Source organism: Micromonospora sp. NPDC048947 (assembly GCF_040649495.1).
In the GTDB taxonomy this organism is placed as follows: domain Bacteria; phylum Actinomycetota; class Actinomycetes; order Mycobacteriales; family Micromonosporaceae; genus Micromonospora; species Micromonospora alfalfae.
Map to the genome: position 1 here is coordinate 160718 of NZ_JBEZFO010000002.1, position 23807 is coordinate 184524.

The window sequence follows — 23807 nt, forward strand, 5'->3', positions numbered from 1 at the left end:
ATCCACCACCAGAAACTTGGCGAACATCAGCAGGAGTAGCGATCCTCGCGATAGCCGGTACGTATTCAGCTTGAGATCACTGCGGGCATCCACGATCCGGCTGTGAACAGTTGTTTGAGCACGTCGAGTGCGTCCTGGCGCTGTTTGGTGGCAGTGGACAAATAAGACCGGACCGCGGCAAAGTCCAACAGTCCTTGCAGGGTGCGCCAGGGGCGAAGATCACGTTCGGCCCTGGTTGTTGGTGGACGGCACGGCCAGGTCGATCACGAATCGCAGGATCATGCCGCGGTGGGTGTGGAAACGTTCGACCGGCTTGCCGGTCTTCGACGCCTCCCTGTGGCGGTCGGGCTGGTTCTGCTGGCGGCTGCAGGCGCCGGCGTAGCACGCCCTTACGTGACTCGGCGTAGCGCAGGTGCTGGTAGGCGGCGTAGCCGTCCCACACGATGGTGCCGTCGAAGCCGGGTAGCACCCCACCGACGTCGATGTCGGCCTTACTGCGGCCGCCGACGTGGAACGACGTCGGCATCGGGGTGCAGGCCACGTGCACCTACTTGAACCCACCATCAAGGCGGGTCGATGTCGCATCGACGTGCAGTACCTTCTCCAGGTGCAGCAACGCGGCTAGGTGTGAGGTAAACCGGCCCAGCCTGCGGGTTGCTTCGGTGACCACCGCGTGCACGAACCCCGTCGAGACGCGCGCGCCGCACAGATTACCCAGCAGCCGTGAGACCCGCGCGAACGGCAGGAACTGCGCCCCACACCCATACACCGCTGCAGCCTTCACACTCGGGCCATACTGGGTGCCCCGCCGGCCGCGCCGCCTCACTAACCAGCGGGCACCAGCACCGCGCCGCCACGGGCAGATGCTCGGTGACCACGATCTTCGGCTCCGGCAATTCGAACACCTGCGCCCGCTGGCGGGCGAACTTCACCGTGTCGCCAAGATCCGCACCGCAGACCGGGTTAACACACCGGTCCGGCCGGTGAACCACCAGGCGATCCGGGTCGGCAGCAGCGCAAACGTCGACCCGGCGACCCAGGCTGCTTACCCCGGCGCCGAACAGGCCCCACCGTTCGGCTTCGGCGTCTGCCAGCCCAACCCATGTCCCCTCACCTCACACGTCGATCGAGCAACTGAATCAACCCATCCCTGCGGAAGCACTGCCTTCGGGCATCCCAAGGATGACCCGTGTGGGCCAGGAACCTCGCGTGGGCATCAATAAAAACCGAGGCTCAAGGGCCTCTTTTGTCGAAGAATGCGGCGCTTGCGGTCCTCGCTCGCCGCATATACCACGTGGGCAGGGCGGCACGGGGACGACTGGGGTCTGGCTGCCACGCATCTCCGTGGGACCGGGGTGCCCGTCCTGTCCCGGCGCGAAGTTTCGGGCACAAAAGGCCGCCGCCGGCCGGGACAGGTCGTCCGGCCAGCGGCGGCGTCGTGCGTTGGTGTGGGTCAGTCCCGGTTGGGTGGCAGGCTGGGCAGCAGCCCGCCACCGCCACCACCTGTTCCACCACCGCCGGGATTGCCTCCGGGGTTACCTCCCGGGTTCCCGCCGGGATTGCCCCCAGGGTTCCCGCCACCCCCGGGGTTGTTGCCTCCCGGGTTGCAGAACAGATCGATCAGCGGGTTACAGGGCGGGCCCTGGCCGCCGGGGTTGGTCGGTGGCGGCGGTGGGGGCGGAGGCGGAGGCGCTTCACCGTTTCCGGAATCCGGATCGCCGACGTTCGCAGCGGGCGGGAAGTCGACCTTCGGTTTGCCCTTCAGCGCCTCGTTCATGAACCGCTCCCAGATGTCGCCCGGGAGGTTTCCACCGCTGACCTTGCGGCCGTCCTTGAGGATGAGTGGCTTCCGGTCCCCCACGTTGCCCACCCACACCGCGGTGGCCAACTGTGGCGTGTAACCGATCATCCAGGCGTCGCCGTTCTCCTTACTGCCGTCCTTGAGTTCCCAGGTGCCGGTCTTGGAGGCCGCCTTGCGACCGTCATCGAGCCGGTGGTTGACAGCAGCCGGGTAGTCCTTCAGCACGGACGTCACGTCGTCCACGACGCTCCTCTCGATTCGCCGCTTCGAGTCGAGCTTCTCGCTGTAGACCTTGTCCCACTTACCGGTGTTCGCGTTCTGCTTCTCCACCGAGTACAGGAAGTGGGCCTTGTTGTAGACACCCCCGTTGGCGAAGGTGGCAACGCCGTTGGCGTGGTCCAGCACCGTGATCGGGTACTGGCCGTAGCCGACCACGTTGAAGAACGGCTCCGGCGTGATGTCCTTCGGGTCGCTCTTGGTCAGGTCGTAGGCCTTCGCAGGGTTGGTGTCAGTACGCCACATGGTGGTGACGCCGGCCTGCTTGGCCATGTCGACGACCTTGTCCGCGCCGATCTCCTCGGTGACGTAGTAGAACGGCACGTTCAGGGACTGAAGCGTGGACACCCGCAGCGTGCAGGAGTTACCGCAGTCAGGGTTGTCGTCGCCCGCGTTGCTGACCTTGAAGGTGCCTTCCGGCTTGAAGGCCTTGCCCTTCCAGCGTGACTCGAGCGCCTTCTTCTCCTTGAGGGCCGCCGCCAGCGTGTAGATCTTGAAACTTGAACCGGGCGAGTGACCGCCGCTGATCGCCCCGGTGGAGTCGGTGTTCTTGCCGGCGTAGTCGGTGCCGGTGCCGTTGTCACCGCCGTAGTACGCGACGACCCGACCGTTGGTGGGGTCGATCGCTACCATCGCCGCCATGATGTTGCTCTTCTGACCGGCCAACTCGGAGCCCTTGGACTTGCGCTGGACCGTCTCGACCGCCGCCGCCTGCATCTTGGTGTCCATGGTCGTGCGGATCCGGTAACCGCCAGCCATCAGCGCCTGGGAGCACAGCGGCTTGGCATCCGTCACCTCCGCGTCCTTCTCGACGCAGATTCCCCTGTCCCGCATCTCCTGCCGGACGTAGTTGATGACATTGCCGTACGGGGTGTCGACGCCGAAGTCGACGCCGATGCCGCCCTTCTTCGGGGACTTGATGCTCTTCAGCGGGTACTCAGCAGGCCGCGGCTCCTTGCCGGGCACACCGAGCCAGCCCTCCTTGACCATGCCGTCGATCACGTAGGTCCAGCGCTCCTGGGCCGCGGTCGGGTTGATCGCCGGGTCGTATCCCTGGTGGGTGGAGCTGGGTTCGGGCTGCTTGATCAGAGCCGCGAGGACGGCACCCTCGGCCGGATTGAGCTTGGTCACCGACTTGCCGAAGTAGGTCTGCGCCGCCGCTTCGATGCCGTAGGCGCCCCGGCCGAAGTAGATCACGTTGAGGTAGTGCTGCATGATCTCTGGCTTCGTGTACTCGTCGTTGAGCTTGGAGGCGAGGATCGCCTCCTTCACCTTCCGGGCGTACGTGTCGTCCTTCAGGTTGTCGTAGGCGTTGCGCGCGTACTGCTGGGTGATGGTGGAGGCACCCTGCTTGTCACCGCCGGAGAGGTTGTTCCAGCCGGCGCGGGCGATGCCCTTGTAGTCCACACCGGAGTGCCGGTAGAAGTTCCGGTCCTCGGCCGCGGCCACCGCGTTCTGCACGTACTCCGGGATCTGGTCGATGGTGACCAGGGTCCGGTTCTGATCGCCCACCTTGGCGATGATCGTCTTGTTGTCGAAGGCGTACAGGGTCGTCGCCTGCGGCGGAGTGATCTCGTCCGGAAGCACCACGTTCGTCGAGTAGTAGGTGAACCCGACCACGCCGATGCCGGCGAGCATGATGAAGACGGCGAACCCGGCGATCAGCAGGTTCATCCGCTTGCGCTTCTTCGCACGCGCCGCGGCGCCCGAGTCACCCGGACCACGGCCGCCCCGACCGGGACCACCCGGACCGCCGGGCCCACCGGGACCCCCCGGCCCACCGGAGACCGGTGAGACGCTCGCCCGGGCGACCGCCGCACGACCACCGACCGATGCGGAACCGACGCTGGCCCGACCCGCCGACGCGGTGCCGACCGAGGCCGCACCGACGGCGGCGGCACCGACCGCGGCCCGACCTGCCGGCGCGCCCGGCGCCGGAGAGACGGGCACCGAGGCCCGACCGGCGCCAGCGCGGCCAGCAGCCACACCCGGTGCCGGGGACACCGGCACCGAGGCTCGACCGGCCCGGCCGCTCCCTGCCGAACCCACCGAGGCGGATCCGGCGGCCGCGCTGCCACGCGGCGGCACCGAGGCGGAACCGCCGACACTGGCGCGACCACCGGCAGCCCGCGGCGTCACCGAGGCCCGCCCTGGTGTTGCCGTGCCTCGGTCCGAGGCTGACCAGCCGCTCCCGCCGGAATCACCGCCGGGTCTGCGGTACGCGTCGTCCGCGCCTGGCCCAGGGTCACCGTCTGGACCCGAGTGCTGGGTCCGTCCGCGCGCAGAACTGGGATCGCCGTACGAGTTCATTCCTCACACCCTGCCGGTCGCGGTGGGGCGCGGCTGCGCCGCCACCGGGTTGCCGTGAGTTGCTTCACCCGGGACGCCGGCACGGGGGTGCCAGCCGACCAGGGTCATTGCCGTATCAATCGGGCCAATCGGACCAACAAGCGGTCGACCGTCCCGGGTTTCGCCTACGGCCCCGGGGCCGGTACAACCAGCTGAGATCACCGTTGCGCCTCTCGCCTCCGCCGGCCGGCGCCTTCGGCGCCCGCCGCGTCCTGCTCGTTGGTGCCGTCGCTGTCGCCGGTCAGCCCGTCCCGGCCGAGCAGGTACTGCTCGACGAGATGGTTCCAGTCACAACCGAGGCACACCTCCACCACGAAGACCTGGAACTCACGCAGCGTCATCGCCAGCACCGGCAGTTCGGCCAGTGTCCGGGCCTGCCCGGCGGACTGCTTGAGTTCGTCACCGTAAATGTAGTGGACGAGGGTCAGGTTTTCGCTGCGGCAGATCGGGCAGCGCCGGTCGGTCGGCTCGCCATGGAACCGAGCGGCGTTCTTCAGGTACGGCGACGCGTCGCAGACGTCGTACGTGCCGACTCGGCCGGCCAGAAGCTCACGCAGCACTGCTCGCTTCTGAAGCGAGTAGTCGACGACCTGGCGCTGCGTACGCATGCGGAGAAGGGTACGCGGTCCGGCCCGACCAGGCGACCACGCTCACAATCCGTGACGAGGGCATCTCGGAACGGGGGTTTGCCCTGGCCGGCACGACCCGCTAACGTGCGATGTATCGGTCCGATACATCGCGGCGGTTACCGCTCCACGCCGGAGGGTAAAGAGAGGGTGGCCAGTGCTTGAGTTCGCCATCCTCGGCCTCCTGCAGGAGTCTCCGATGCACGGCTATGAGCTGCGCAAGGAGCTGACCGCCAAACTCGGCGCGATCCGGGCGGCGATCAGCTACGGCTCGCTCTATCCCACGCTACGCAGGCTTCAGGCGGCGGGATGGATCACCGAAGCTGCTGAGACACCCGCCACTGCCGAGGAGGTTCCCGCGCTGACCAGCCGACGAGGTCGGGTGGTCTACAAAATCACCGCGGAAGGCAAGGAACGCTTCGCCCAGCTGATCGCACAGGCCGGGCCCGAGACGTACGACGACACGGGCTTCGGGGTGCACTTCGCGTTCTTCGCCCGGACCGACCAGGCGACCCGACTGCGCATTCTGGAGGGTCGCCGCCGCAAGATCGAGGAGCGTCGCGAAGGGCTTCGTGACGTGCTGGGCCGGGCGGCCGAGCGCCTCGACGCTTACACCCTGGAACTGCAGCGCCACGGCCTTGATGCCTGTGAGCGCGAGGTCCGCTGGCTGGAGGAGCTCATCGCCAACGAGCGCTCCGGCCGAGCCCCGACGGTCCCGAACAACATCGGGACAGCCGGCGGCCGACGAGAAGACAACAGCCCGCCTCCGCCTGGAGAGACCAGGAATGAGCGGCCGTGACAGAAAAGAAGGAGGCAGACGCTATGGGCTCCGTCCGCGTCGCCATCGTCGGTGTGGGTAACTGCGCCTCGTCCCTGGTTCAGGGCGTCGAGTACTACCGGAACGCCAACCCGAACGACCGCGTCCCGGGTCTCATGCACGTCGCCTTCGGCGACTACCACGTCAACGCCGTGGAGTTCGTCGCGGCATTCGACGTGGACGCCAAGAAGGTGGGCATGGACCTCGCGGAGGCGATCGTCGCCAGCGAGAACAACACCATCAAGCTCTGCGACGTGCCGCCGACCGGCGTCAGCGTGCAGCGCGGTCCGACCTTCGACGGTCTGGGCCAGTACTACCGCGAGATCGTCGAGGAGTCGGACGCCACCCCGGTCGACGTGGCGCAGGCGCTGCGCGACGCGCAGGTCGACGTCGTCGTCTGCTACCTGCCGGTCGGCTCCGAGCAGGCCGCCAAGTTCTACGCCCAGGCCGCGATCGACGCCGGCTGCGCGTTCGTCAACGCCCTGCCAGTCTTCATCGCCTCCGACCCGGAGTGGGCCCAGAAGTTCACCGACGCGGGCCTGCCGATCGTCGGTGACGACATCAAGAGCCAGGTCGGCGCCACCATCGTGCACCGTGCCCTCGCGAAGCTCTTCGAGGACCGCGGCGTCGAGCTGCTGCGCACGTACCAGCTCAACTTCGGCGGCAACATGGACTTCATGAACATGCTGGAGCGCAAGCGGCTGGTCTCGAAGAAGATCTCGAAGACCCAGTCGGTCACCTCGCAGATCCCGCACGAGATGAGCAAGAGCGACGTGCACATCGGCCCGTCGGACCACGTGCCGTGGCTGGACGACCGCAAGTGGGCGTACATCCGCCTGGAGGGCCGCTCGTTCGGCGACACCCCCCTCAACGCCGAGCTCAAGCTCGAGGTGTGGGACTCTCCGAACTCGGCAGGCGTCATCATCGACGCGGTCCGGGCCGCGAAGATCGCCCTGGACCGGAAGATCGGTGGCCCGATCCTGTCGGCCTCGTCGTACTTCATGAAGTCCCCGCCGGTGCAGTACGCCGACCACGACGCCCACCAGGCCGTCGAGGAGTTCATCGCCGGTGAGGTCACGCGCTGACGCGCTGAATCGCCAAGCACGGGCAAGGGCCGGGTCCGCATGGACCCGGCCCTTGCCGCGTTCAGCTCGACATTTCCAGGTACGGCGACAGCCGCAACGCCAACTCGTCAACCGAGTCGACCTCGCCACTGACCAGCGCGTCGGTCAACGCCATCCGCTCCTTGGGGGGCATGTTGAGGACGAAGCCGGCCCGGCCCAGGAGGACCCGCATCGCAGCCCAACCAAGTCCGGCGTTCCAGACGTCGAGTGGTCGCCACATCATCAGGCCATGCAGAAGCGCTGCCGACTTGTCGAGCACTGTCGGATAGACAGCCCGCCCCACGAGGCGCGCATGCGGGCGTGCTGCCGCTGCGACGAGGATTCCCGCATCACGCACTCGACTCTTGGGCCCGGTCCATTCGCCAAGGAGAGTCAGTAGATCCTCCGCGTCTGGCCAGGCATGATTCACCGCTCGCCCAGCATCTCGAAGAACTTCGCGTCCTCCGCGAACACCTGTCGAGCTGCCTGGCGGGTCCAGTGGTCGCGATCGTGGCGGTCCAGGTACGCCTGGATCGCCACCTCCACGGTCTTGTGCATCGACCGCTGCTCAGCCTCGGCAAGCTCCTTGAGTCGCTGTTCGACATCGGGTTTGAGCGTCAGGGTGAAGGCCATACCGAAGTTGTATAACCCTGGTTGAATGGCGTCAACTTCCAGCCCAGGCGTGTCGCAGCGCGACCCCGGCCTCCAACTCCAACAACGTGACCTTGCGCGGCAGGCCCCCACCGAAGCCGACCAGTTTGCCGCCCGCGCCGACGATCCGGTGACAGGGCACGAGCACCGGGACCGGGTTGCGGTTGCAGGCCACGCCCACCGCCCGTGCCGCGCCGGGATCGCCGACCAGGCGCGCCACCTCGCCATACGTCAGCGTCTCCCCGTACGGGATCCGCGTCATCTCCCGCCACACGGCGCGCTCGAAGTCGGAGCCACGCGGCACCGACACCGGGACGGTGAACGCGGTCAGCTCACCGGCGAAGTACGCCCGCAGCTCGTCGACGGCCTGCCGGGACAGCGCGTCGTCGGGCTCGATGGTGGCAGCCTCGAACCGGCCGAAATGGGCACCGCGGACGCTCGTGCCGTCGGTGGCGACGGAGAACTCACCGATCGGTGAGTCGAGCACAGTCCAGCGCATCCACCTATTCTCCCCGACCCGGGCTCTCTCGCCGGCCCGGCCACCAACGTCGGGCTGAGCGCCACTCCCGACCCGGCATCGGTAGATCATCTTGGGGCCCTGCCAGGCCGTTCAGCGTTGCGCGGCGTCGATACCGTCAAGGTCGTGGCAACCGGGACGCTCATCTTTCTGATCATCGGCGGGGCGGGCATCGGTGTGCTCGCGCTCGCCCTGCTCGGCACCGAGCTGCTCCAGTTCGGGCACGCCGACGTGGACGGGCCGATCTCGGTCGAGACGGTCGCCGGCTTCGCCGGGGCTTTCGGGTTCGGCGCGGCCATCGTCAACGAGCTGCTCGGTGCGCGTACCCCCGGCATGGTCGTCGGGGCGGCGGCCGGCGGCGTGCTCGCAGCCGTGCCCACCGGCTGGTTGGCGTCCCGGCTGAGCCGGGCGGCGCGGAACATGCGCACCGACCCCACCCCCACCCGCGACGACCTGGTCGGCGCGCTCGGCCTGGTCGTCACCCCGGTGCCGGCCAACGGGTACGGCGAGGTTCGCATCCGCCTCGCCGGCCAACCGGTCAAGCTCAGCGCCCGCGCGGACCAGCCGATCCCGATCGGCGCACAGGTCTTCGTCGTGCAGGCGCTCAGTGAGACCAGCGTGCACGTAGAGACCTACTGACCTACCCCTCATAGACGGGACTCCTCATATGGCCCTACTCATCGCCATCGGTGGCGCGGTCCTCCTCGCGCTCATCCTGGTGCTCTTCGTGCTCTCCCGGATCAAGGTGGCCGGCCCGAACGAGGCGTTCATCGTCACCGGTCGCAAGGGCCGCACCACCCAGACCGCCGACGGCGGGCGGTCCACCGACAACTCCGGTCAGAAGGTCGTGCTGGGCGCCTCGGTGTTCGTGCTGCCGGTGGTGCAGAAGCTCCAGTCGCTCGACCTGTCCAGCCGGCGGATCGACGTCGGCATCCGGGGCGCCGTGAGCAAGCAGGGCATCCGCGCCGACCTGCACGGGGTGGCGATCGTCAAGGTCGGCGGCACCGAGGACGCGATCCGGGCCGCCGCCCAACGGTTCCTGCACCAGCAGGACGAGATCGACAACTTCACCCGGGAGGTGCTGGCCGGCGCGCTGCGCTCGATCGTCGGCCGGCTCACCGTCGAGGAGGTCATCCGGGACCGGGCGGCGTTCGCCAGCGCGGTCGCCGAGGAGGCCGAGCACTCGATGACCAACCAGGGTCTGGTGTTGGACACCTTCCAACTCCAGGACATCCTCGCCGAAGGCTCCTACCTCCAGGACCTGGGCCGACCCGAGGCCGCCCGGGTGCTCAAGGACGCGGCGATCGCCGAGGCCCGGGCCCGGCAGCAGGCCGAGCAGGAGCGACTGCTGGCCGAGGAGGCCATCGCCGAGGCGAACCGCAACCTGGCCCTCAAGCAGGCCGGCATCCAGGCCGAGATCGACGCGGCGAAGGCGAAGTCCGCAGCGGCCGGACCGCTCGCCCAGGCCGAGCGGGACCAGGCGATCCTCTCCGAACAGCAGAAGGTGGCTGAGCGGAACGCCGAACTCAAGCAGCGCCAGCTCGACACCGAGGTTCGCAAGCCGGCCGACGCGGCCCGGTACAAGGTGGAGCAGGAGGCCGAGGCGTCCCGCAACGCGGCGGTGCTGCACGCCGACGCGCAGCGCCAGTCGGTCATCGCCGCCGCGCAGGCCTCCGCCGAGCAGGCCCGCCTCACCGGTGAGGGTGAGCGGGCCCGACGTGCCGCGCTCGCCGAGGCCAACGCCATCGAAGGCGCCAAGGAGGGTGAGGCCGAGCAGCGGCGGCGTTCCGCCATCGCCGAGGCGGTGGAGCGGGAAGGTCAGGCCGAGGCCGCGGCCATCCTCGCCAAGGGTGAGGCCGAGGCCGACGCGATGGCGCGCAAGGCCGAGGCGTTCGCCGCGTACGGGGAAGCGGCCGTACTGGACCTGCTGGTCAAGGTGCTGCCGCAGGTCGTCGAGGCGGCCAGCGCGCCGATCGGGGCGATCGACAAGATGACGGTCATCTCCACCGACGGCGCGTCGTCGCTCACGAAGTCGGTGGCCGGCAACGTGGCCCAGGGCCTCCAGCTCGGCAGCGACCTCACCGGGATCGACCTGCCCGGCCTGCTGGCACGGCTCGGTGCCGGACGCACCGACGCCACCGCGCCGACCACCGGGGTCGACACTGTGGACGGCAGTACCGTCTCGCGCTGAGCCCGAGTGACCGGCCGGCCGTCAGGGCTCTGGCCGGCACCGGATGACCCACGGACGGCCGGCGCCCGCCGGCACCGCCTCCCGAAGGAGGGGTGCCGGCGGGCGCCGGTGGTAATTCCGTTGTTGGTTCAGGCGAGGTTCATGACGAAGCGCTCGCCCGCCGAGAGACCGAAGTCCGGAGCAGAGAAGTCGAAGTTCTTGTTCGGGATCAGCTGGCTGGTGCCGGCGCTGCCGGCACTGACCGCCTGCCCGTCGACGTTCGCGTAGATCCAGCCCGACCCGTCCGTGGTGCCAACACCCCGATGCCAGAAGGTGAAGGCCTCCCAGGCGTCGATACCGGTGGCCGAGGCGACCATCGGCTGCGATCCGGCACCGGTCGCCGAGACCCACTTGCCGTTGGCCAACGACCGCAGGCCGAAGTAGCCGTAGAAGTCCAGATCGAACAGCTCGAACTTCTCCCAGGTGCTGACCGTCGCGGCCACCGGGATCAGCGGCTTGCTCCCGGCACCGTCAGCGGAGACGTACTTGCCGCTCGCGGACGACTTGAAGCTGACGATCAGGTTCGTCTCGAGGTCGAACTTCTCCCAGGTGCTGGCGTTGGCCGCGCTGGCAATCAGCGGGCCACCGTTGCTGGGCGCACTGACGTACTTGTTGTTGACAGTGGCCTTCAGGCTCACCGTGCCGTCGATGTTGTGAACCAGCTGGAACCTCTCCCAGGTGCTCACCGACGCGGCAGCGGCGATCAGCGGCTTGCTGCCGGCACCGTTGGCGCTGACGTACTTGCCGTTGACGTTCGCCCGCAGTGCGACCAGGCCGCTGCCGGCCTCGACGATGTCGAACTTCTCCCAGCCGCCCAGCACCGGGCCGACGGAGGCCAGCGGCTTGCTGCCAGCACCGTCAGCCGAGACGAAATAGCCGTTGGAACGCGCCAGCAGGCCGTGCGCGGTGCGCGCGGGAGAGAGGGCCGACGCGACGTTGAGCAGACGGTCCACCCCGCCCTGCGGGTTCAACACAGCGCCGGCGAGCCCTCGGGTCACTATCGTGTTGCGCACCTGCGACGGAGACCACGTCGGGTTCGACTGAAGCAGCAGCGCAGCGGCTCCCGCCACGTGCGGCGACGCCATCGAGGTCCCGCTGAAGGCCACCGACCCGTCGGTGGTCCCACTTGCCGCCGAGACGATGTCCACGCCCGGAGCCCAGACGTCGACACACGAACCGTAGTTCGAATCGAAGTACTCGGTCGAGGCCCGACGGTCGATCCTGTCGGTGGCTCCGACGGTGATCGCCGCCGACACCCTGGCCGGGGTGTAGTAGCAGGCATCGTCCGCTTCGTTGCCGGCGGCCACCGCGTAGGTGAGACCGGTGGCGATGGAGTTGCTGACCGCGTTGGAGAGCGCCGGGGAGTCCGGGTCCTCCGGCCCGCCGAGGCTCATGTTGACCACGGCAGGCTTCTGCGCGTTGGCGGTCACCCAGTCGATCCCGGCCAGGACCTCCTCGGTGGTGCCGGAACCCTCGCAGTCGAGGACCCGGACGGCGACCAGGTTGACACCCTTGGCCACGCCGTACTTCGTGCCGCCGACGGTGCCCGCCACGTGCGTGCCGTGACCGTTGCAGTCCTGCGCCACATTGTCCCGCTCGACCGCGTCGTAGCCGTACGAGGCACGGCCACCGAAGTCACTGTGATTGATGTCGATGCCAGTGTCGACGATGTACGCCCTCACCCCGGCACCGGTGGTGGGGTAGGTGTAGCTGCCATTCAGCTTGGGCGAGACCTGATCGATCCGGTCCAGGCCCCAGGAGGGAGGCGCGCTCTGCGTTCCGCTCTTGTGGAAGCGGACCACCGGCTCCACGGAGGCGACATCCGGGTCGGCGGCCAGCCGGCCGGCCTGCTTCGCGGTCATCGCGGCGGAGTAGCCGTTGACGGCGCTGCTGTACAGCCGGCCGACGCTGCCACCGTTCTCCTTGGCCAGAGCCGAGGCGGCAGCCTTGATCTTGGCGGGGGTGGTCTTCTTGTTCTTGAGCACCACGATGTAGCGACCCGGCACGACCTCGGCGGGCTTGGCCTTGGCCAACCGGCCGTCCTGCTTGGGAGCGGTCAACTTGCTTGCGGGCTTCGGTGCCAACGGAGCGGTCGGTTCGGCCATTGCGGCCCCGCCGGTCGCGGCGCTGACGATGATGGTTGCGGAGGCGAGAGCAAGGCTCGCCACCGCCGAGCGGCGTATCACGCCACGGCGTTTCACTAGGTGATCTCCCCGTTGGTCGTCGCCCGTCCAATCCGGACGACCGGACGGGCGGTGGGGTCGGCGGCGGTGTCAGTGCACCGGTAGCCGACGGACGCCCAGCCATCATGGACGACGATGAAAGCGATACACCTCAGCCATTCGGTCGATCCGCTGGCGTTTCGTCGTCGACCGGACAGCCGTGCAGCGCCGCAGCCACGCCCTGAAGTGACGGCTCCCGCCACCTCGCTGCAGACGGCGCTACCTGACCAACACTGACGTTGCGCGCGTCAGCCGAGGATGCCCTCGGCGCGAGCCCAGCGCAGCAGCTCCGCCTCGGCGGCGTCGCGGTCCAGCGGACCGTGCTCAAGGCGTTGCTCCTTGAGGTGCTTCCAGGCCCGCCCGACCACCGGCCCCGGCGGTACGCCGAGCAGCTCCATGATCGCGTTACCGTCCAGGTCGGGTCGAACCCGCGCCAGGTCTTCCTCGGCCGCGATCCGGGCGATCCGATCCTCCAGCGCGTCGTAGTCGGCCGCGAGCTGGGCGGCCTTGCGCCGGTTGCGGGTCGTGCAGTCGGAGCGGGTCAGCTTGTGCAGGCGGGGCAGCAGGTCACCGGCGTCGGCGACGTAGCGGCGCACCGCCGAGTCGGTCCACTCGCCCCGCCCGTACCCGTAGAAACGCAGGTGCAGCGCGACCAGCGCGGTCACCTGCGCTGTGACGTCCTTGGGGTAGCGCATCGCCTTCATCCGGGCCTTGGTCAGCCGGGCGCCGACCACCTCGTGGTGGTGGAAGCTGACGCGGCCGTCGGACCCGACCGCCTTCGTCGCCGGCTTGCCCACGTCGTGCAGGAGGGCGGCCATCCGCAGGATGAAGTCGCAGCCCTCCTCCTCGTAGGAGACCGCGTTCTCGACGACAGTCAACGTGTGCTCGTAGACGTCCTTGTGCTGGGCGTGCTCGTCGATCTCCAGCTTCAGCCCGGTCAGCTCCGGCAGGAACCGCTCGGCCAGCCCGGTGTCGACCAGCAGCCGCAGCCCGGTGATCGGGTCCGCGCCGCAGAGCAGCTTGGTGAACTCGTCGCGGATCCGCTCGGCGGTGATCCGGTCCAGGTCGGCGGCCATCTCGGTCATCGCCAGGTGCACGTCCGGGTGCACGGCGAAACGCAGCTGGGCGGCGAACCGGGCGGCCCGCAGCATCCGCAGCGGGTCGTCGCCGAACGACTCACCAGGCGTGCTCGGGGTACGGATCACCTTGGCCGAGAGATCGTCCAGCCCACCGTGCGGGTCGGTGAACCGGTGGTCCGGCAGGCTCACAGCCATCGCGTTGATCGTGAAGTCGCGCCGCTTCAGGTCCTCGTCGAGGCTGGTGCCGTACACCACCACCGGATTGCGGCTGACCTGGTCGTACGACTCCGCACGGAAGGTGGTGATCTCCAGTCGGAGGCCGTCGCGCTGAGCGCCGATGGTGCCGAACTCCCGACCGGTCTCCCAGATCGACTCGGCCCAGCCCTTGATGATCCGCAGGGTCTCGTCGGGGTGCGCGTCGGTGCAGAAGTCGAGGTCATCCCCGAGTCGACCGAGCAGGGCATCCCGCACCGAACCGCCCACCAGGTGCAACTCGTGACCGGCGCGGACGAAGCGGCGGCCCAACTCGTCGGCGACCGGGGACACCCGGAGCAGTTCGGCGACGGCGTTGCGCTGCGCGGCGGTGAGTTCGCGGCGGTCGGCGGCGTGAGGAGCGGAGGCTTCGGACATGGGATCACCAGCTTATCGGGCCGGGGTGTGATCCGATCCGCCGGGCGCGGGTAACGGGTGGGGGTTGACTATGGTCTGTGGCGTGCGGGTCGGTGTCCGACTCGACGTACCCCTGGGAGGCTGGAGATGAGCGGCGGGCTCTACCGCAGCGCCAACGCCGCGAACGATGGCGGTACCAACGCCCGACCCGGGGATGGCGCCACCTTCATCTCCGCCGAGCCGCTGAACCAGCCGGCCATGGAGTCGACCGCACCACCGCAGGAACAGGTGGCCGAGGCGAGCGCGGCTGCCAACAGCGCGGTGATGGCGATCGGTAGCCTGGTCAGCCGGGGCACCGGCTTCCTGCGCAACCTGGTGATCGGCGCGGCGCTCGGCGGCGCGCTGGTCGGTGACGCGTACACCACCGCGCAGATCCTGCCCGGCATGGTCTACGAGTTCCTGCTCGGCGGTGTCCTCACCAGCGTGCTGATCCCGGTGCTGGTGCGGCGACGCAAGATCGACACTGATGGCGGTCAGGCGTACGCACAGCGGCTACTGACCTTGGCGGTGCTCGCACTCGGCGCGGCGGCCCTGCTCGCTCTCCTGCTGGCAGCGCCGCTGACCTGGCTCTACGGCGGAGAGGAGTCGGCTGACGGCTACTCAGGGCTGGTCACCGGGCTCGCCCGCCTGATGCTGCCGATGATCTTCTTCTCCGGGTTGAGCGCGCTGATCAGTGCGGTGCTCAACACCCGGGGGCACTTCGCCGCCCCGATGTGGGCACCGATCCTGAACAACCTGGTGGTGATCGGCACCGCCGGCCTCTACATCGCGATCTTCGGTGCGGAGATCGTCAAGCCGGACGACATGACCACCGGGCGGGTCCTGCTGATTGGCGGTGGCACCCTGCTCGGCGTCGCCATCCAGGCGATGGGCCTGCTGCCGGCACTGCGCAAGGTCGGCTTCCGCTGGAAGCTTCGCTTCGACTTCCGCGAGCTGGGGCTACGCGAGCTGGGCCGGCTCGGAGCCTGGATGATCTGCTACGTCGCGGTGAGCCAGGTCGGCCTGATCGTGCTGTTCAACCTGCTGAACCGGGCCGGCAAGGAGAACGCCGCCGGCCCGCTGATCTACAACAACGTGTTCCTGCTGCTGATGACCGCGCACGGCATCATCGCCGTCTCGATCATCACGGCGCTGATGCCCCGGATGAGCGCGGCCGCCGCCGACGGCCGGTACGCCGACCTCGCCGCCGACCTCTCCCGGGGTACCCGCACGGTCACGGCGGTGCTCGCCCCGATCGCGGTCTGCTACGCCGTCCTTGCCACCCCGATCGCGTTCACGCTGTTCCGGTTCGGCGCGTTCAACGAGGACAACGCCACCGCCACGTCCGTCGTGTTGCTCGCCGCCGCGCTCGCGCTGGTCCCGTTCGCTGTCAGTCAGCTCTTCACCTTCGCGTTCTACGCGCTGCCCGACACCCGCACGCCGGCTCTCATCAACATCCCGGTGGTGGCGCTGCGAATCGGGGTGCAGATCGTGCTGTACGTCGCCTTCTCGGCGAGCTTCGCCGGTGCGGGAATGATGATCGGCAACACGGTCTCCTATCTGGCTGCCGCGATCGGCTCGGCCTGGCTGCTTCGGCCGCGCGTCGGTCGAATCGGGCTCGGCGAGATCATGCGGACCGGCGGCAGGGTCGCGGTGGCGGCGTTGGGTTCGGCAGTGGTCGGCCTCCTGGTGGTGAAGCTGCTGCCCGGTGACGACACCCCCAGCCGCCTGGAGGCGATCGTCCAGTTGGTGATCGGTGGCGTGGTGATCGGCGGGAGCTACCTGGGTCTGGCCATGCTGCTGCGGATCGGGGAGATCACCGAGGTGGTCGGGATGGTTCGCCGCCGCCTCGGTCGCTGAACGTCCACACCCGATTACAACAAGTTGGCACTCATACGGACCGTGACCACGGATCACCAGGCTGGGGATGCACCTGTGGATAACTCCGCGATTCGCCGGTCAACCACCGCTTCGGCCTGTGGATAACCAACCGTACGGCTGAGGGTGGCGACCCGATCGGTGGGAACGTACGAGGCAGCGCGAGCGCCACGCCAGCCCAGCCCCGGCGTCGGTCACTTGCGGTGAAGCCGTAGATTAGCTAGTACATGTGCCAGCAACGTGGCTGACAACGGTCGTAACCGGACGAGCTCTTCGACAGGCCGGAACCCCGCCAGGTACGGCGGGAAGATGACATGTCGGAGAGACGGGCAACCCGGGTAAGGTCGCTCTCGACGGGTACGGCAGGGGCCGACGCTGGGCGTCGACACCGGTCGGCCGGTTCCTTCAACGGCAGAGCGGGAAGCCACATGCCCAGCAGTTCGGGTTCATCGATCGACACGATCACCGAGGGAGGACGGGTGACCCAGGTCGGCGAGGGTCAGGAGGCAGACGAAAGCGCTCCTCCGGTCATGACCTTCGGTGCTCCCACGGCCGGTGAAGTCCTCGCCGAGCGGTACGAACTGGTTGAGCACATCAACAACGACAGCGCGGGTCGGCTGGTCTGGCGCGGGGTCGATGTCATCCTGCGCCGTCCCGTTGCCGTGGTGCTGCGTTACCCGGGTGGTGACTCCGCCACCGAGATGCTTCAGGCCGCCGTCGCGGCCAGCCGGGTAATCCACCCCAACCTGGTCGGCGTCTACGACGCGATCGACGAGGCCGACCGGGCGTACGTGGTGCGCGAGTGGGTCGACGGGCAGTCCCTGCGGGACCTGGCGACCGACGGCCCCCTGGACCCGGCCCGGGCCACCGCGATCGGCAACGCCGTCGCGAGCGCGCTCGCCGCAGTGCACGCCACCGGCATGGTGCACGGCAACGTCCACCCCGGCACCGTCATGATCAGCGATGAGGGCCGAGTGGTCCTGGCCGACGCCCGCACCGACGGCGCCGACAGCCAGGAGAACGACATCCGGGCGGTCGGCGGGGTTCTCTACTTCGCGCTGACCGGCTCCTGGCCACACGCCGAGGCACCACTTCACGGCGCCACCGCCGGCCACGGCCGCGCCGCCATCCCGGACGCTGTTCGGGACGCCGGGGGTGCCATCGCGGCACCGCGCCAGGTTCGGGCGGGCGTTCCGGCGTACCTGGACGACCTGACCATGGACCTGCTCGACGCCGAGATCGCGCCGCCGTCCTCCGACGTGCTCGCCGCGGAACTGGCGCGACTGGACGTGCCGGCCGAGGACGAGCACTACCTCGACAACAGCGGGCCGCTGCGGTTCGCCGGCGAAACCGGGGAAGAGCCGTCACCGCTGGCCGCGGCCGGGGGCCGCAAGGTCGCCGTCGGCATCGCCGGTCTGCTGGCCGTTGCCCTGGTCGGTCTGCTGATCGGGATCATCGCCTTGGGTGGCGACGACAAGGACCCGCAGTCCAACCCGGTCGCCGCACCGACCTCAAGTGCCCCGGCCGGCGACGCCACCCCGGCCGCCGCGACCGCCCGCAAGCTGACGGTGAAGGGCGTCCGGATCATCGACCCGGACAGCAAGGACCGCAGTGAGGTCCGTGACGCCGAGAAGGTCATCGACGGTGACGAGGACAAGGGCTGGGAGACCGAGACCTACGTGAACAAGCCCAACTTCGGCAACCTGAAGAAGGGCATGGGCGTCTGGATCGACCTCGGCGAGCCGCACACCGTCAGGTCGGTGCAGGCGGTGCTGTCGGCTACCGGCGCGTCCGCTCAACTGCTCGCCGGCACGATCAAACCGGAGTCCAGCTCCAGCGGTGACAAGCAGTTGGTCGCGAGCTACAAGACCGGCATCGGCCAGCCGTTCGAGGACCACGACGGCACCACAATGACGTTCAACGGCTTCGACGCCGACAAGAAATACCAGTACCTGCTGTTCTGGATCACCGAGCTGCCTCCGTCCGAGGGTGGGTTCAAGCTGGGGGTGCAGGAGATTACGGTCCAGGGGTCGTGAGCCGGGCACCACGATCCGGGCCTCGCACGCACTGGACGCGGTGATGGACTGGCGCGCCGCCGCAAGCGACCTGGAGCTGCTGCGCGCGCACGTCGCCGGAGACCGGGACGCCTTCACCGAACTGTTCCACCGCCACCGGGACCGGTTGTGGGCGGTGGCCCTGCGGACGCTCGGCGACCGCGAGGAGGCAGCCGACGCACTCCAGGACGCCCTGCTGTCGGCGCATCGGGCGGCGACCCGGTTCCGCGGCGACTCCGCCGTCACCACCTGGCTGCACCGCATCGTGGTCAACGCCTGCCTGGACCGGATCCGACGACGGCAGGCGCACCCCACAGTGCCGCTGCCGGACGGCAACCGGGCCGACGACGGATCGGGCACCGGCGGGCTGGAGCCGGCGGCACCGGTAACGGACCACGACACCGTGCTGGTGGTCCGCGAGGCGCTCGCCGCGCTGCCCCTTGAGCAACGCGCCGCGCTGGTGCTCGTCGACGTACAGGGCTATCCGGTCGCCGAGGTCGCCCGCATCCTCGGCGTCGCCGAGGGCACGGTGAAGAGCCGGTGTGCCCGGGGCCGGGCGCGGCTGGCCGTGCTGCTCGGGCATCTCCGCCCCGCCACCGTCGCGACGCCCTCGGCCCGACCGGACCCCCCCGCCCCGATCACGGGCGTGCCCGGCGTCACGCCCGGGAACCCCGGCCCGGTGGAGGGCGTCGGATCGAGGTCAGGTCGATACCGGCGGGACGCCAACCAGGAGGACACGTGACGACCGAGGGGTTCCGGGAGGTCGACATCGACCTCCTCGCTGACTACCTCGGCGGGGCGTTGGACGGCACCCCGCAGCAGGACGAGGTCGCCCAACTGGTCTCCGCGGACCCGTCCTGGGCCGAGGCGTACGCGCTGCTGGCCCCCGCCGTGACCGAGGTCCGGACGGACCTGACCCACTGGGCCGAGCAGTCACCGGAGATGCCGGCGGCGATCACCGACCGCCTCCTGGCCGCGTTGGCCTCCGCGGAGCGGACTACCGACACCTCGACCGAGGAGGCACCAGTCGGCGCGCCCAGCGTCGATCGGGCCGGCGACGCGGCGACGCCGTTGGTCGTACCGACGCAGGGCGGGGCTGGTCGCCGGCCTCCCGTCCCCCCACCCGCCGGGTCGGGGCGCTGGGCGTCCACCGGTCCGGGCCGCCGCCAGCGCGGCTGGGCCCGCCGCGGCGCACCAGTGGCCGCCGCCGCGATCGCCGTCATCGCCGTTGCGCTGGGCCTCAACCAGCTCTCGATGCGGGCGTCGGACGACTCCGGCCGCACAAACGCCATGAACCAGCCGGCCAGCGCGCCGGAGGGCGTCGCGGGGGCCGGGACGGCCCGCACCACCGGGCCGGCACTGCGCAGTGGTACGAACTACACCCCGCAGACCCTCGGCAACGCCTACGGCACTGACGCGCCACGCACACCGGCCGCCAGCCGGGCGACCGGCAACACACCGGGCGAGCAGCCGAAGGTGGATGCCGAGGGCGGTCGCCGTCCCTCTCCCTACGGGTCGGACCAACTGGCCCGGCTGACCGACGAGGCCGCGCTGACCAGCTGTCTGACCAGTGTCGCGACGGAGCGCGGATCGGCGCCACTGGTGATCGAGGTGATCGATTACGCGCGGTTCCAGGGCGATCAGGCGCTGGTCATCCACTTCACCGACGCGACCGGCGCCCGGTGGGCGTGGGTGAGTGGCCCGGAGTGCGGAGTGCCTGGGTCCGGCTCGGACAGCCGGTATTCGGCGCGGGTAGGGTGAATCCACGGTCAATGGCACGATGACCCCCCACGTGACCTGACCCACCGGATGCCCAGCTCGGGAATCCCCGGTTCGTACGATGACGTTCTGGAAGTCAGCTGCCGGCCCCACCCAGGCGTCGGCGACTCGGATCAGCATCGGTGCTCGCGCCGACGCCGAACACACACAACTCGGGAGACGGCAGTGGACGAGGTCCGCAACCTGATCATCATCGGCTCCGGGCCGGCCGGCTACACAGCGGCGGTCTACGCCGCACGTGCCAACCTGAAGCCGCTGATCATTGAGGGCGTGCAGTCCGGTGGCGCGCTGATGACCACGACCGAGGTGGAAAACTTCCCCGGCTTCGCCGACGGCATCCTCGGCCCCGAGCTGATGGACAACATGCGCAAGCAGGCCGAGCGGTTCGGCGCCGAGTTCCTCACCGACGACGTGACCCGGGTCGAGCTGGTGGACACCGGCGACGCCGGCTCCGGCGCGGTGAGCACCGTCTGGGTTGGCGAGACCGCCTACCGGGCGCGATCCATCATTCTCTCCACCGGTTCGGCCTGGCGTCCGCTGGGCGTGCCCGGTGAGCAGGAATTCCTGGGTCACGGCGTCTCCGCGTGTGCCACCTGTGACGGGTTCTTCTTCCGCAACCAGCAGATCGTGGTCGTCGGTGGCGGCGACTCGGCGATGGAGGAGGCCACCTTCCTCACCCGCTTCGCGGAGTCGGTGACCATCATCCACCGCCGCGATTCGTTCCGGGCCAGCAAGATCATGGCCGACCGGGCGCTGAGCAACGAGAAGATCAAGGTCGAGTGGAACAGCACCGTCGAGGAGATCCTCGGCGAGGACGGCAAGGTCACCGGCGTTCGCGTCCGCAACGTGCACACCGGCGAGACCAAGGTGATGGACGTGACCGGCGTCTTCGTCGCCATCGGTCACGACCCCCGCAGCGAGCTGTTCCAGGGCCAGGTCGAGCTGGACGACGAGGGCTACGTGAAGGTCCACGCCCCGAGCACCCGCACCAACGTGCCCGGTGTCTTCGCCGCCGGCGACGTGGTCGACCACACCTACCGTCAGGCGATCACCGCGGCCGGCACCGGTTGTGCCGCCGCGCTCGACGCCGAGCGGTTCATCGCGACGCTCAGCTGAAACAAGGAACACATCCCGGAGGAGGGGCATAGTGGGAACAACCAAGGCGGTCACCGACAAGAGCTTCGTCGCTGACGTGCTGCAGGCCGACAAGCCGGTGCTGGTGGACTTCTGGGCGGAGTGGTGCGGGCCGTGCCGCAAGGTGTCGCCGCTGCTCGAGGAGATCGCCCGGGAGATGGGTGACCAGGTCACCATCGTCAAGCTCAACATCGACGAGAACCCGGAGACCGCTCGGGCCTACCGGGTGATGTCGGTGCCGACGCTCACCGTCTTCAAGAACGGCCAGCCGGTCCAGTCGATCGCCGGTGCCAAGCCGAAGGGCGAGCTGGTCCGGCTCATCGAATCGGCCCTCTGACCAGCAGAAACATCAACCGAACCCCGTACCCGCTCGCCGGGTGCGGGGTTCGGTGTCTTCTCGGCCGTACCGTCGACGGATTTCTCGGCCCCAGCCACCTCGCCGCCGGAGAACGCATAGCCTCAAGCCTGGGCCGCCCGGCCAGCCAGTGTCGTGCAGAGGGGGTCGTGCGTGCGTCCGATCCGACCCGGTGACCGGGGACCCGCGGTCACGGAGATCCGTACCATCCTGACCGGCCTCGAACTGCTGGCCGCCGCTGGCCCGCACACCGACGAGTTCGACCTCGACACCGAGCGGGCCGTCCGCGCCTTCCAGCAGTCGCGGGGGCTCAGTGTGGACGGCCGGGTCGGCGCGGAGACCTGGCGCGCCCTGGATGCCGCCCGTTGGCGGCTCGGCGCCCGCACCCTCTACCACGCGGTCCCCGAGCCGCTCACCGGCGAGGACGTCCGGTCGCTACAGGAGCGACTGCTGGAGATGGGGTACGACGTGGGCCGCGCGGACGCGATCTACGGTGTCCGGACGTCGCGGGCGGTGGCCCAGTTCCAACGTGAGGTCGGGCTCACCCCGGACGGCTCCTGCGGCCCACACACGATGAACGCGCTCCGCCGCATCGGCCGCAAGGTGGTCGGTGGCCGCCCGCAGTGGCTCCGCGAATCCGACGCGATCCGGCAGTCCGGGCCGGCGTTGGTCGGCAAGACCGTCGTCATCGACCCGGGGCACGGCGGCACCGACCCCGGAATGGTGGTGCCCGACGGCTCGCTGCGCTGGACCGAGGCGGACCTGGTGCACGACCTGGCCAGCCGACTGGAGGGGCGGCTCGCCGCCTCCGGGGTGCGGGTGCAGCTCACCCGCGGCCCGTCGCCCGACAGTTGCCTGCCGGACTCCGACCGGGCCCTGCTCGCCAACTCGCTCGGCGCCGACGTTTTCATCTCGCTGCACCTTGACGGCCACGCCAACCCGGATGCGGAGGGCGTCGCGACCTACCACTACGGCACCGACAACGGGGTCACCTCGGCGACCGGTGAACGCCTGGCCGGGCTGGTGCAGCGGGAAATCGTCGCCCGGACCGGGCTGCGGGACTGCCGTACCCACGCCAAGACGTGGGAGTTGCTGCGACTGACGCGGATGCCCGCCGTCCGGGTCGAGGTCGGCTACCTCACCTCGCCGACGGACCGCGCCCACCTTGTCGACCCCCGGTTCCGGGACCGGGTGGTGGAGGCGATCGTGGCCGCGGTGCAGCGGATGTACTACCCGATCGAACGAGACGTCCCGACCGGATCGCTCGACGTCAGCGAACTGCGTGCCGTGGTGACCGCCGGCACGGTGGTGGACTGATTCGCCGCCGGGCGTCAGCCGTTGGTGGAGCGGGTGGCCGGGGCCGGACGGACCGGCCGGAGCAGGGTTTCCGGGCTCATCGACCCGAGCAGCTTCTCCAGCGCGTACTCGACGTCGGACTTCCAGCTCAGCGCCGTGCGCAGCTCAAGACGCAACCGAGGGAAGCGCGGATGCGGACGTACCGTCTTGAAGCCCACGGAGAGGAAGAAGTCGACAGGTGCCACGCAACCGCCGGCCGGGTCGTCCGCGTCGCCGAACTTGGCGTCGCCGAACGCCTCGATCGCCTTGATCCCACGCTTGGTCAGATCCCGGGCGACCCCCTGCACCAGCATCCGGCCCAACCCGCCGCCGGAGAACGCGGCGACCACGTTGGCTGTCATCAACAGTGCCGCGTCCGCGGAGACCGGTGAGGTCGGAAACGCCATCGACCGGGGCACGTAAGCGGGCGGGGCGTACATCACGAAGCCGGCCGGCATGCCGTCGACGTACGCGAGTTTGCCGCAGGAGCCCCACTCCAGCAGCGTCTGGGAGACCCATGCCTCCTTCTCCAGGCCCGGGTCGCCAGCAGCGCAGGCGCGGTCCGCGGAGACCGGATCGAGCTCCCAGTAGACGCACTGCCGGCACGGGCGCGGAAGGTCTTCCAACGTGTCGAGGGTCAGGCTGACCAGACGTCGCGACATATGGCGCATCCCCACAATAGGCTCGGTGGTGAAACCGGCATGGAACGACAGCGCCGCCTTCCTGCCCCCGACGAGCGATCGTACGCCGCCGATCGGCGATGCGGGAGGGGACGCGCGAATGCCCACCGCAACGGGGGACGCCGAGGACGGTCCGCCATGTGGTCGATCTGCTGCGGCACGGCGGCAGCACGACTCCGGCGGACTAGGATCGACAATCGGTGTGTCCGCCGCCATGGTCAGCGGTGTGCGGGGTACCCGGGCGGGAGCCACTCGAGCAGTGATCGAGGTGAG

Annotated in this window: 20 protein-coding genes; 11 read left to right on the plus strand and 9 right to left on the minus strand. The window is 69.3% G+C overall.

The features are described 5' to 3' along the window. Positions 1-547: 547 nt before the first annotated feature. The 3 genes from AB0B98_RS04135 to AB0B98_RS04145 all read right to left on the minus strand — a co-directional run bounded on the left by AB0B98_RS04135 (position 548) and on the right by AB0B98_RS04145 (position 5034). Positions 548-826, minus strand: coding sequence for a transposase (locus tag AB0B98_RS04135; RefSeq protein WP_357360790.1), 279 nt, complete (start codon positions 824-826; stop codon positions 548-550). 627 nt (positions 827-1453) lie between these two features. Beyond that, positions 1454-4387 carry a transglycosylase domain-containing protein gene (locus AB0B98_RS04140; RefSeq protein ID WP_357360792.1) on the minus strand — a complete coding sequence of 978 codons (2934 nt, stop codon included), beginning with the start codon at positions 4385-4387 and terminating at the stop codon, positions 1454-1456. Between the two features lie 197 nt (positions 4388-4584). Next, on the minus strand, positions 4585-5034 hold the full coding sequence (locus tag AB0B98_RS04145) for a DUF5318 domain-containing protein (protein WP_238669613.1): 450 nt from the start codon (positions 5032-5034) through the stop codon (positions 4585-4587). 175 nt (positions 5035-5209) lie between these two features. Here AB0B98_RS04145 and AB0B98_RS04150 point away from each other — a divergent pair, with 175 nt between their 5' ends. Next, positions 5210-5851, plus strand: coding sequence for a PadR family transcriptional regulator (locus AB0B98_RS04150; protein WP_238669614.1), 642 nt, complete (start codon positions 5210-5212; stop codon positions 5849-5851). Between the two features lie 23 nt (positions 5852-5874). Continuing rightward, positions 5875-6954: an inositol-3-phosphate synthase gene (locus tag AB0B98_RS04155; RefSeq protein WP_238669615.1), complete on the plus strand. Its 1080-nt coding sequence runs from the start codon at positions 5875-5877 to the stop codon at positions 6952-6954. 61 nt (positions 6955-7015) lie between these two features. Here the strand turns inward: AB0B98_RS04155 and AB0B98_RS04160 are convergent, their stop codons facing one another. From AB0B98_RS04160 to AB0B98_RS04170, 3 genes are all read right to left on the minus strand, one after another. Beyond that, positions 7016-7276, minus strand: a complete 261-nt coding sequence (locus tag AB0B98_RS04160; RefSeq protein WP_357360794.1) for a hypothetical protein — start codon at positions 7274-7276, stop codon at positions 7016-7018. Positions 7277-7398: 122 nt separating this feature from the next. Continuing rightward, complete coding sequence (locus tag AB0B98_RS04165) at positions 7399-7605, minus strand: ribbon-helix-helix protein, CopG family (RefSeq protein ID WP_357360796.1); 207 nt, start codon at positions 7603-7605, stop codon at positions 7399-7401. A 31-nt stretch (positions 7606-7636) separates the two neighbouring features. Beyond that, positions 7637-8122: a methylated-DNA--[protein]-cysteine S-methyltransferase gene (locus AB0B98_RS04170; RefSeq protein ID WP_357360798.1), complete on the minus strand. Its 486-nt coding sequence runs from the start codon at positions 8120-8122 to the stop codon at positions 7637-7639. A gap of 117 nt (positions 8123-8239) precedes the next feature. Between AB0B98_RS04170 and AB0B98_RS04175 the strand changes: the two genes are divergently transcribed. Further along, positions 8240-8779, plus strand: a complete 540-nt coding sequence (locus AB0B98_RS04175) for a hypothetical protein (RefSeq protein ID WP_238669618.1) — start codon at positions 8240-8242, stop codon at positions 8777-8779. A gap of 28 nt (positions 8780-8807) precedes the next feature. Continuing rightward, the gene (locus tag AB0B98_RS04180) at positions 8808-10331 is read left to right on the plus strand and encodes an SPFH domain-containing protein (RefSeq protein WP_238669619.1); all 1524 of its coding nucleotides are present in this window, start codon (positions 8808-8810) and stop codon (positions 10329-10331) included. A 128-nt stretch (positions 10332-10459) separates the two neighbouring features. Here AB0B98_RS04180 and AB0B98_RS04185 read toward each other — a convergent pair whose 3' ends face one another. Together AB0B98_RS04185 and AB0B98_RS04190 are read right to left on the minus strand one after the other, a co-directional pair. After that, positions 10460-12571, minus strand: a complete 2112-nt coding sequence (locus AB0B98_RS04185; protein WP_357360800.1) for a S8 family serine peptidase — start codon at positions 12569-12571, stop codon at positions 10460-10462. A gap of 269 nt (positions 12572-12840) precedes the next feature. Continuing rightward, positions 12841-14301: a CCA tRNA nucleotidyltransferase gene (locus AB0B98_RS04190; protein WP_112700307.1), complete on the minus strand. Its 1461-nt coding sequence runs from the start codon at positions 14299-14301 to the stop codon at positions 12841-12843. 126 nt (positions 14302-14427) lie between these two features. Between AB0B98_RS04190 and murJ the strand changes: the two genes are divergently transcribed. The 7 genes from murJ to AB0B98_RS04225 all read left to right on the plus strand — a co-directional run bounded on the left by murJ (position 14428) and on the right by AB0B98_RS04225 (position 22836). Beyond that, the gene (gene murJ, locus AB0B98_RS04195) at positions 14428-16179 is read left to right on the plus strand and encodes a murein biosynthesis integral membrane protein MurJ (protein ID WP_357360803.1); all 1752 of its coding nucleotides are present in this window, start codon (positions 14428-14430) and stop codon (positions 16177-16179) included. Between the two features lie 446 nt (positions 16180-16625). After that, the gene (locus AB0B98_RS04200) at positions 16626-18233 is read left to right on the plus strand and encodes a protein kinase family protein (protein WP_357360805.1); all 1608 of its coding nucleotides are present in this window, start codon (positions 16626-16628) and stop codon (positions 18231-18233) included. Between the two features lie 43 nt (positions 18234-18276). After that, positions 18277-18993: an RNA polymerase sigma factor SigM gene (sigM, locus tag AB0B98_RS04205; protein ID WP_357360807.1), complete on the plus strand. Its 717-nt coding sequence runs from the start codon at positions 18277-18279 to the stop codon at positions 18991-18993. Next, complete coding sequence (locus AB0B98_RS04210; RefSeq protein ID WP_357360809.1) at positions 18990-20012, plus strand: hypothetical protein; 1023 nt, start codon at positions 18990-18992, stop codon at positions 20010-20012. The genes sigM and AB0B98_RS04210 overlap by 4 nt, the downstream gene beginning before the upstream one ends. A 183-nt stretch (positions 20013-20195) precedes the next feature. Beyond that, positions 20196-21146 carry a thioredoxin-disulfide reductase gene (gene trxB / locus AB0B98_RS04215; RefSeq protein ID WP_091396582.1) on the plus strand — a complete coding sequence of 317 codons (951 nt, stop codon included), beginning with the start codon at positions 20196-20198 and terminating at the stop codon, positions 21144-21146. A gap of 31 nt (positions 21147-21177) precedes the next feature. Beyond that, positions 21178-21501, plus strand: a complete 324-nt coding sequence (gene trxA / locus AB0B98_RS04220) for a thioredoxin (RefSeq protein ID WP_030331849.1) — start codon at positions 21178-21180, stop codon at positions 21499-21501. Between the two features lie 171 nt (positions 21502-21672). Next, a complete protein-coding gene (locus tag AB0B98_RS04225; RefSeq protein WP_238669626.1) occupies positions 21673-22836 on the plus strand; it encodes an N-acetylmuramoyl-L-alanine amidase in 1164 nt (387 codons plus the stop codon). Between the two features lie 14 nt (positions 22837-22850). Here the strand turns inward: AB0B98_RS04225 and AB0B98_RS04230 are convergent, their stop codons facing one another. Next, positions 22851-23516 (minus strand): GNAT family N-acetyltransferase, encoded by a 666-nt coding sequence (locus tag AB0B98_RS04230; RefSeq protein WP_091396576.1) that lies wholly within the window; start codon positions 23514-23516, stop codon positions 22851-22853. Between the last annotated feature and the right edge of the window lie 291 nt (positions 23517-23807).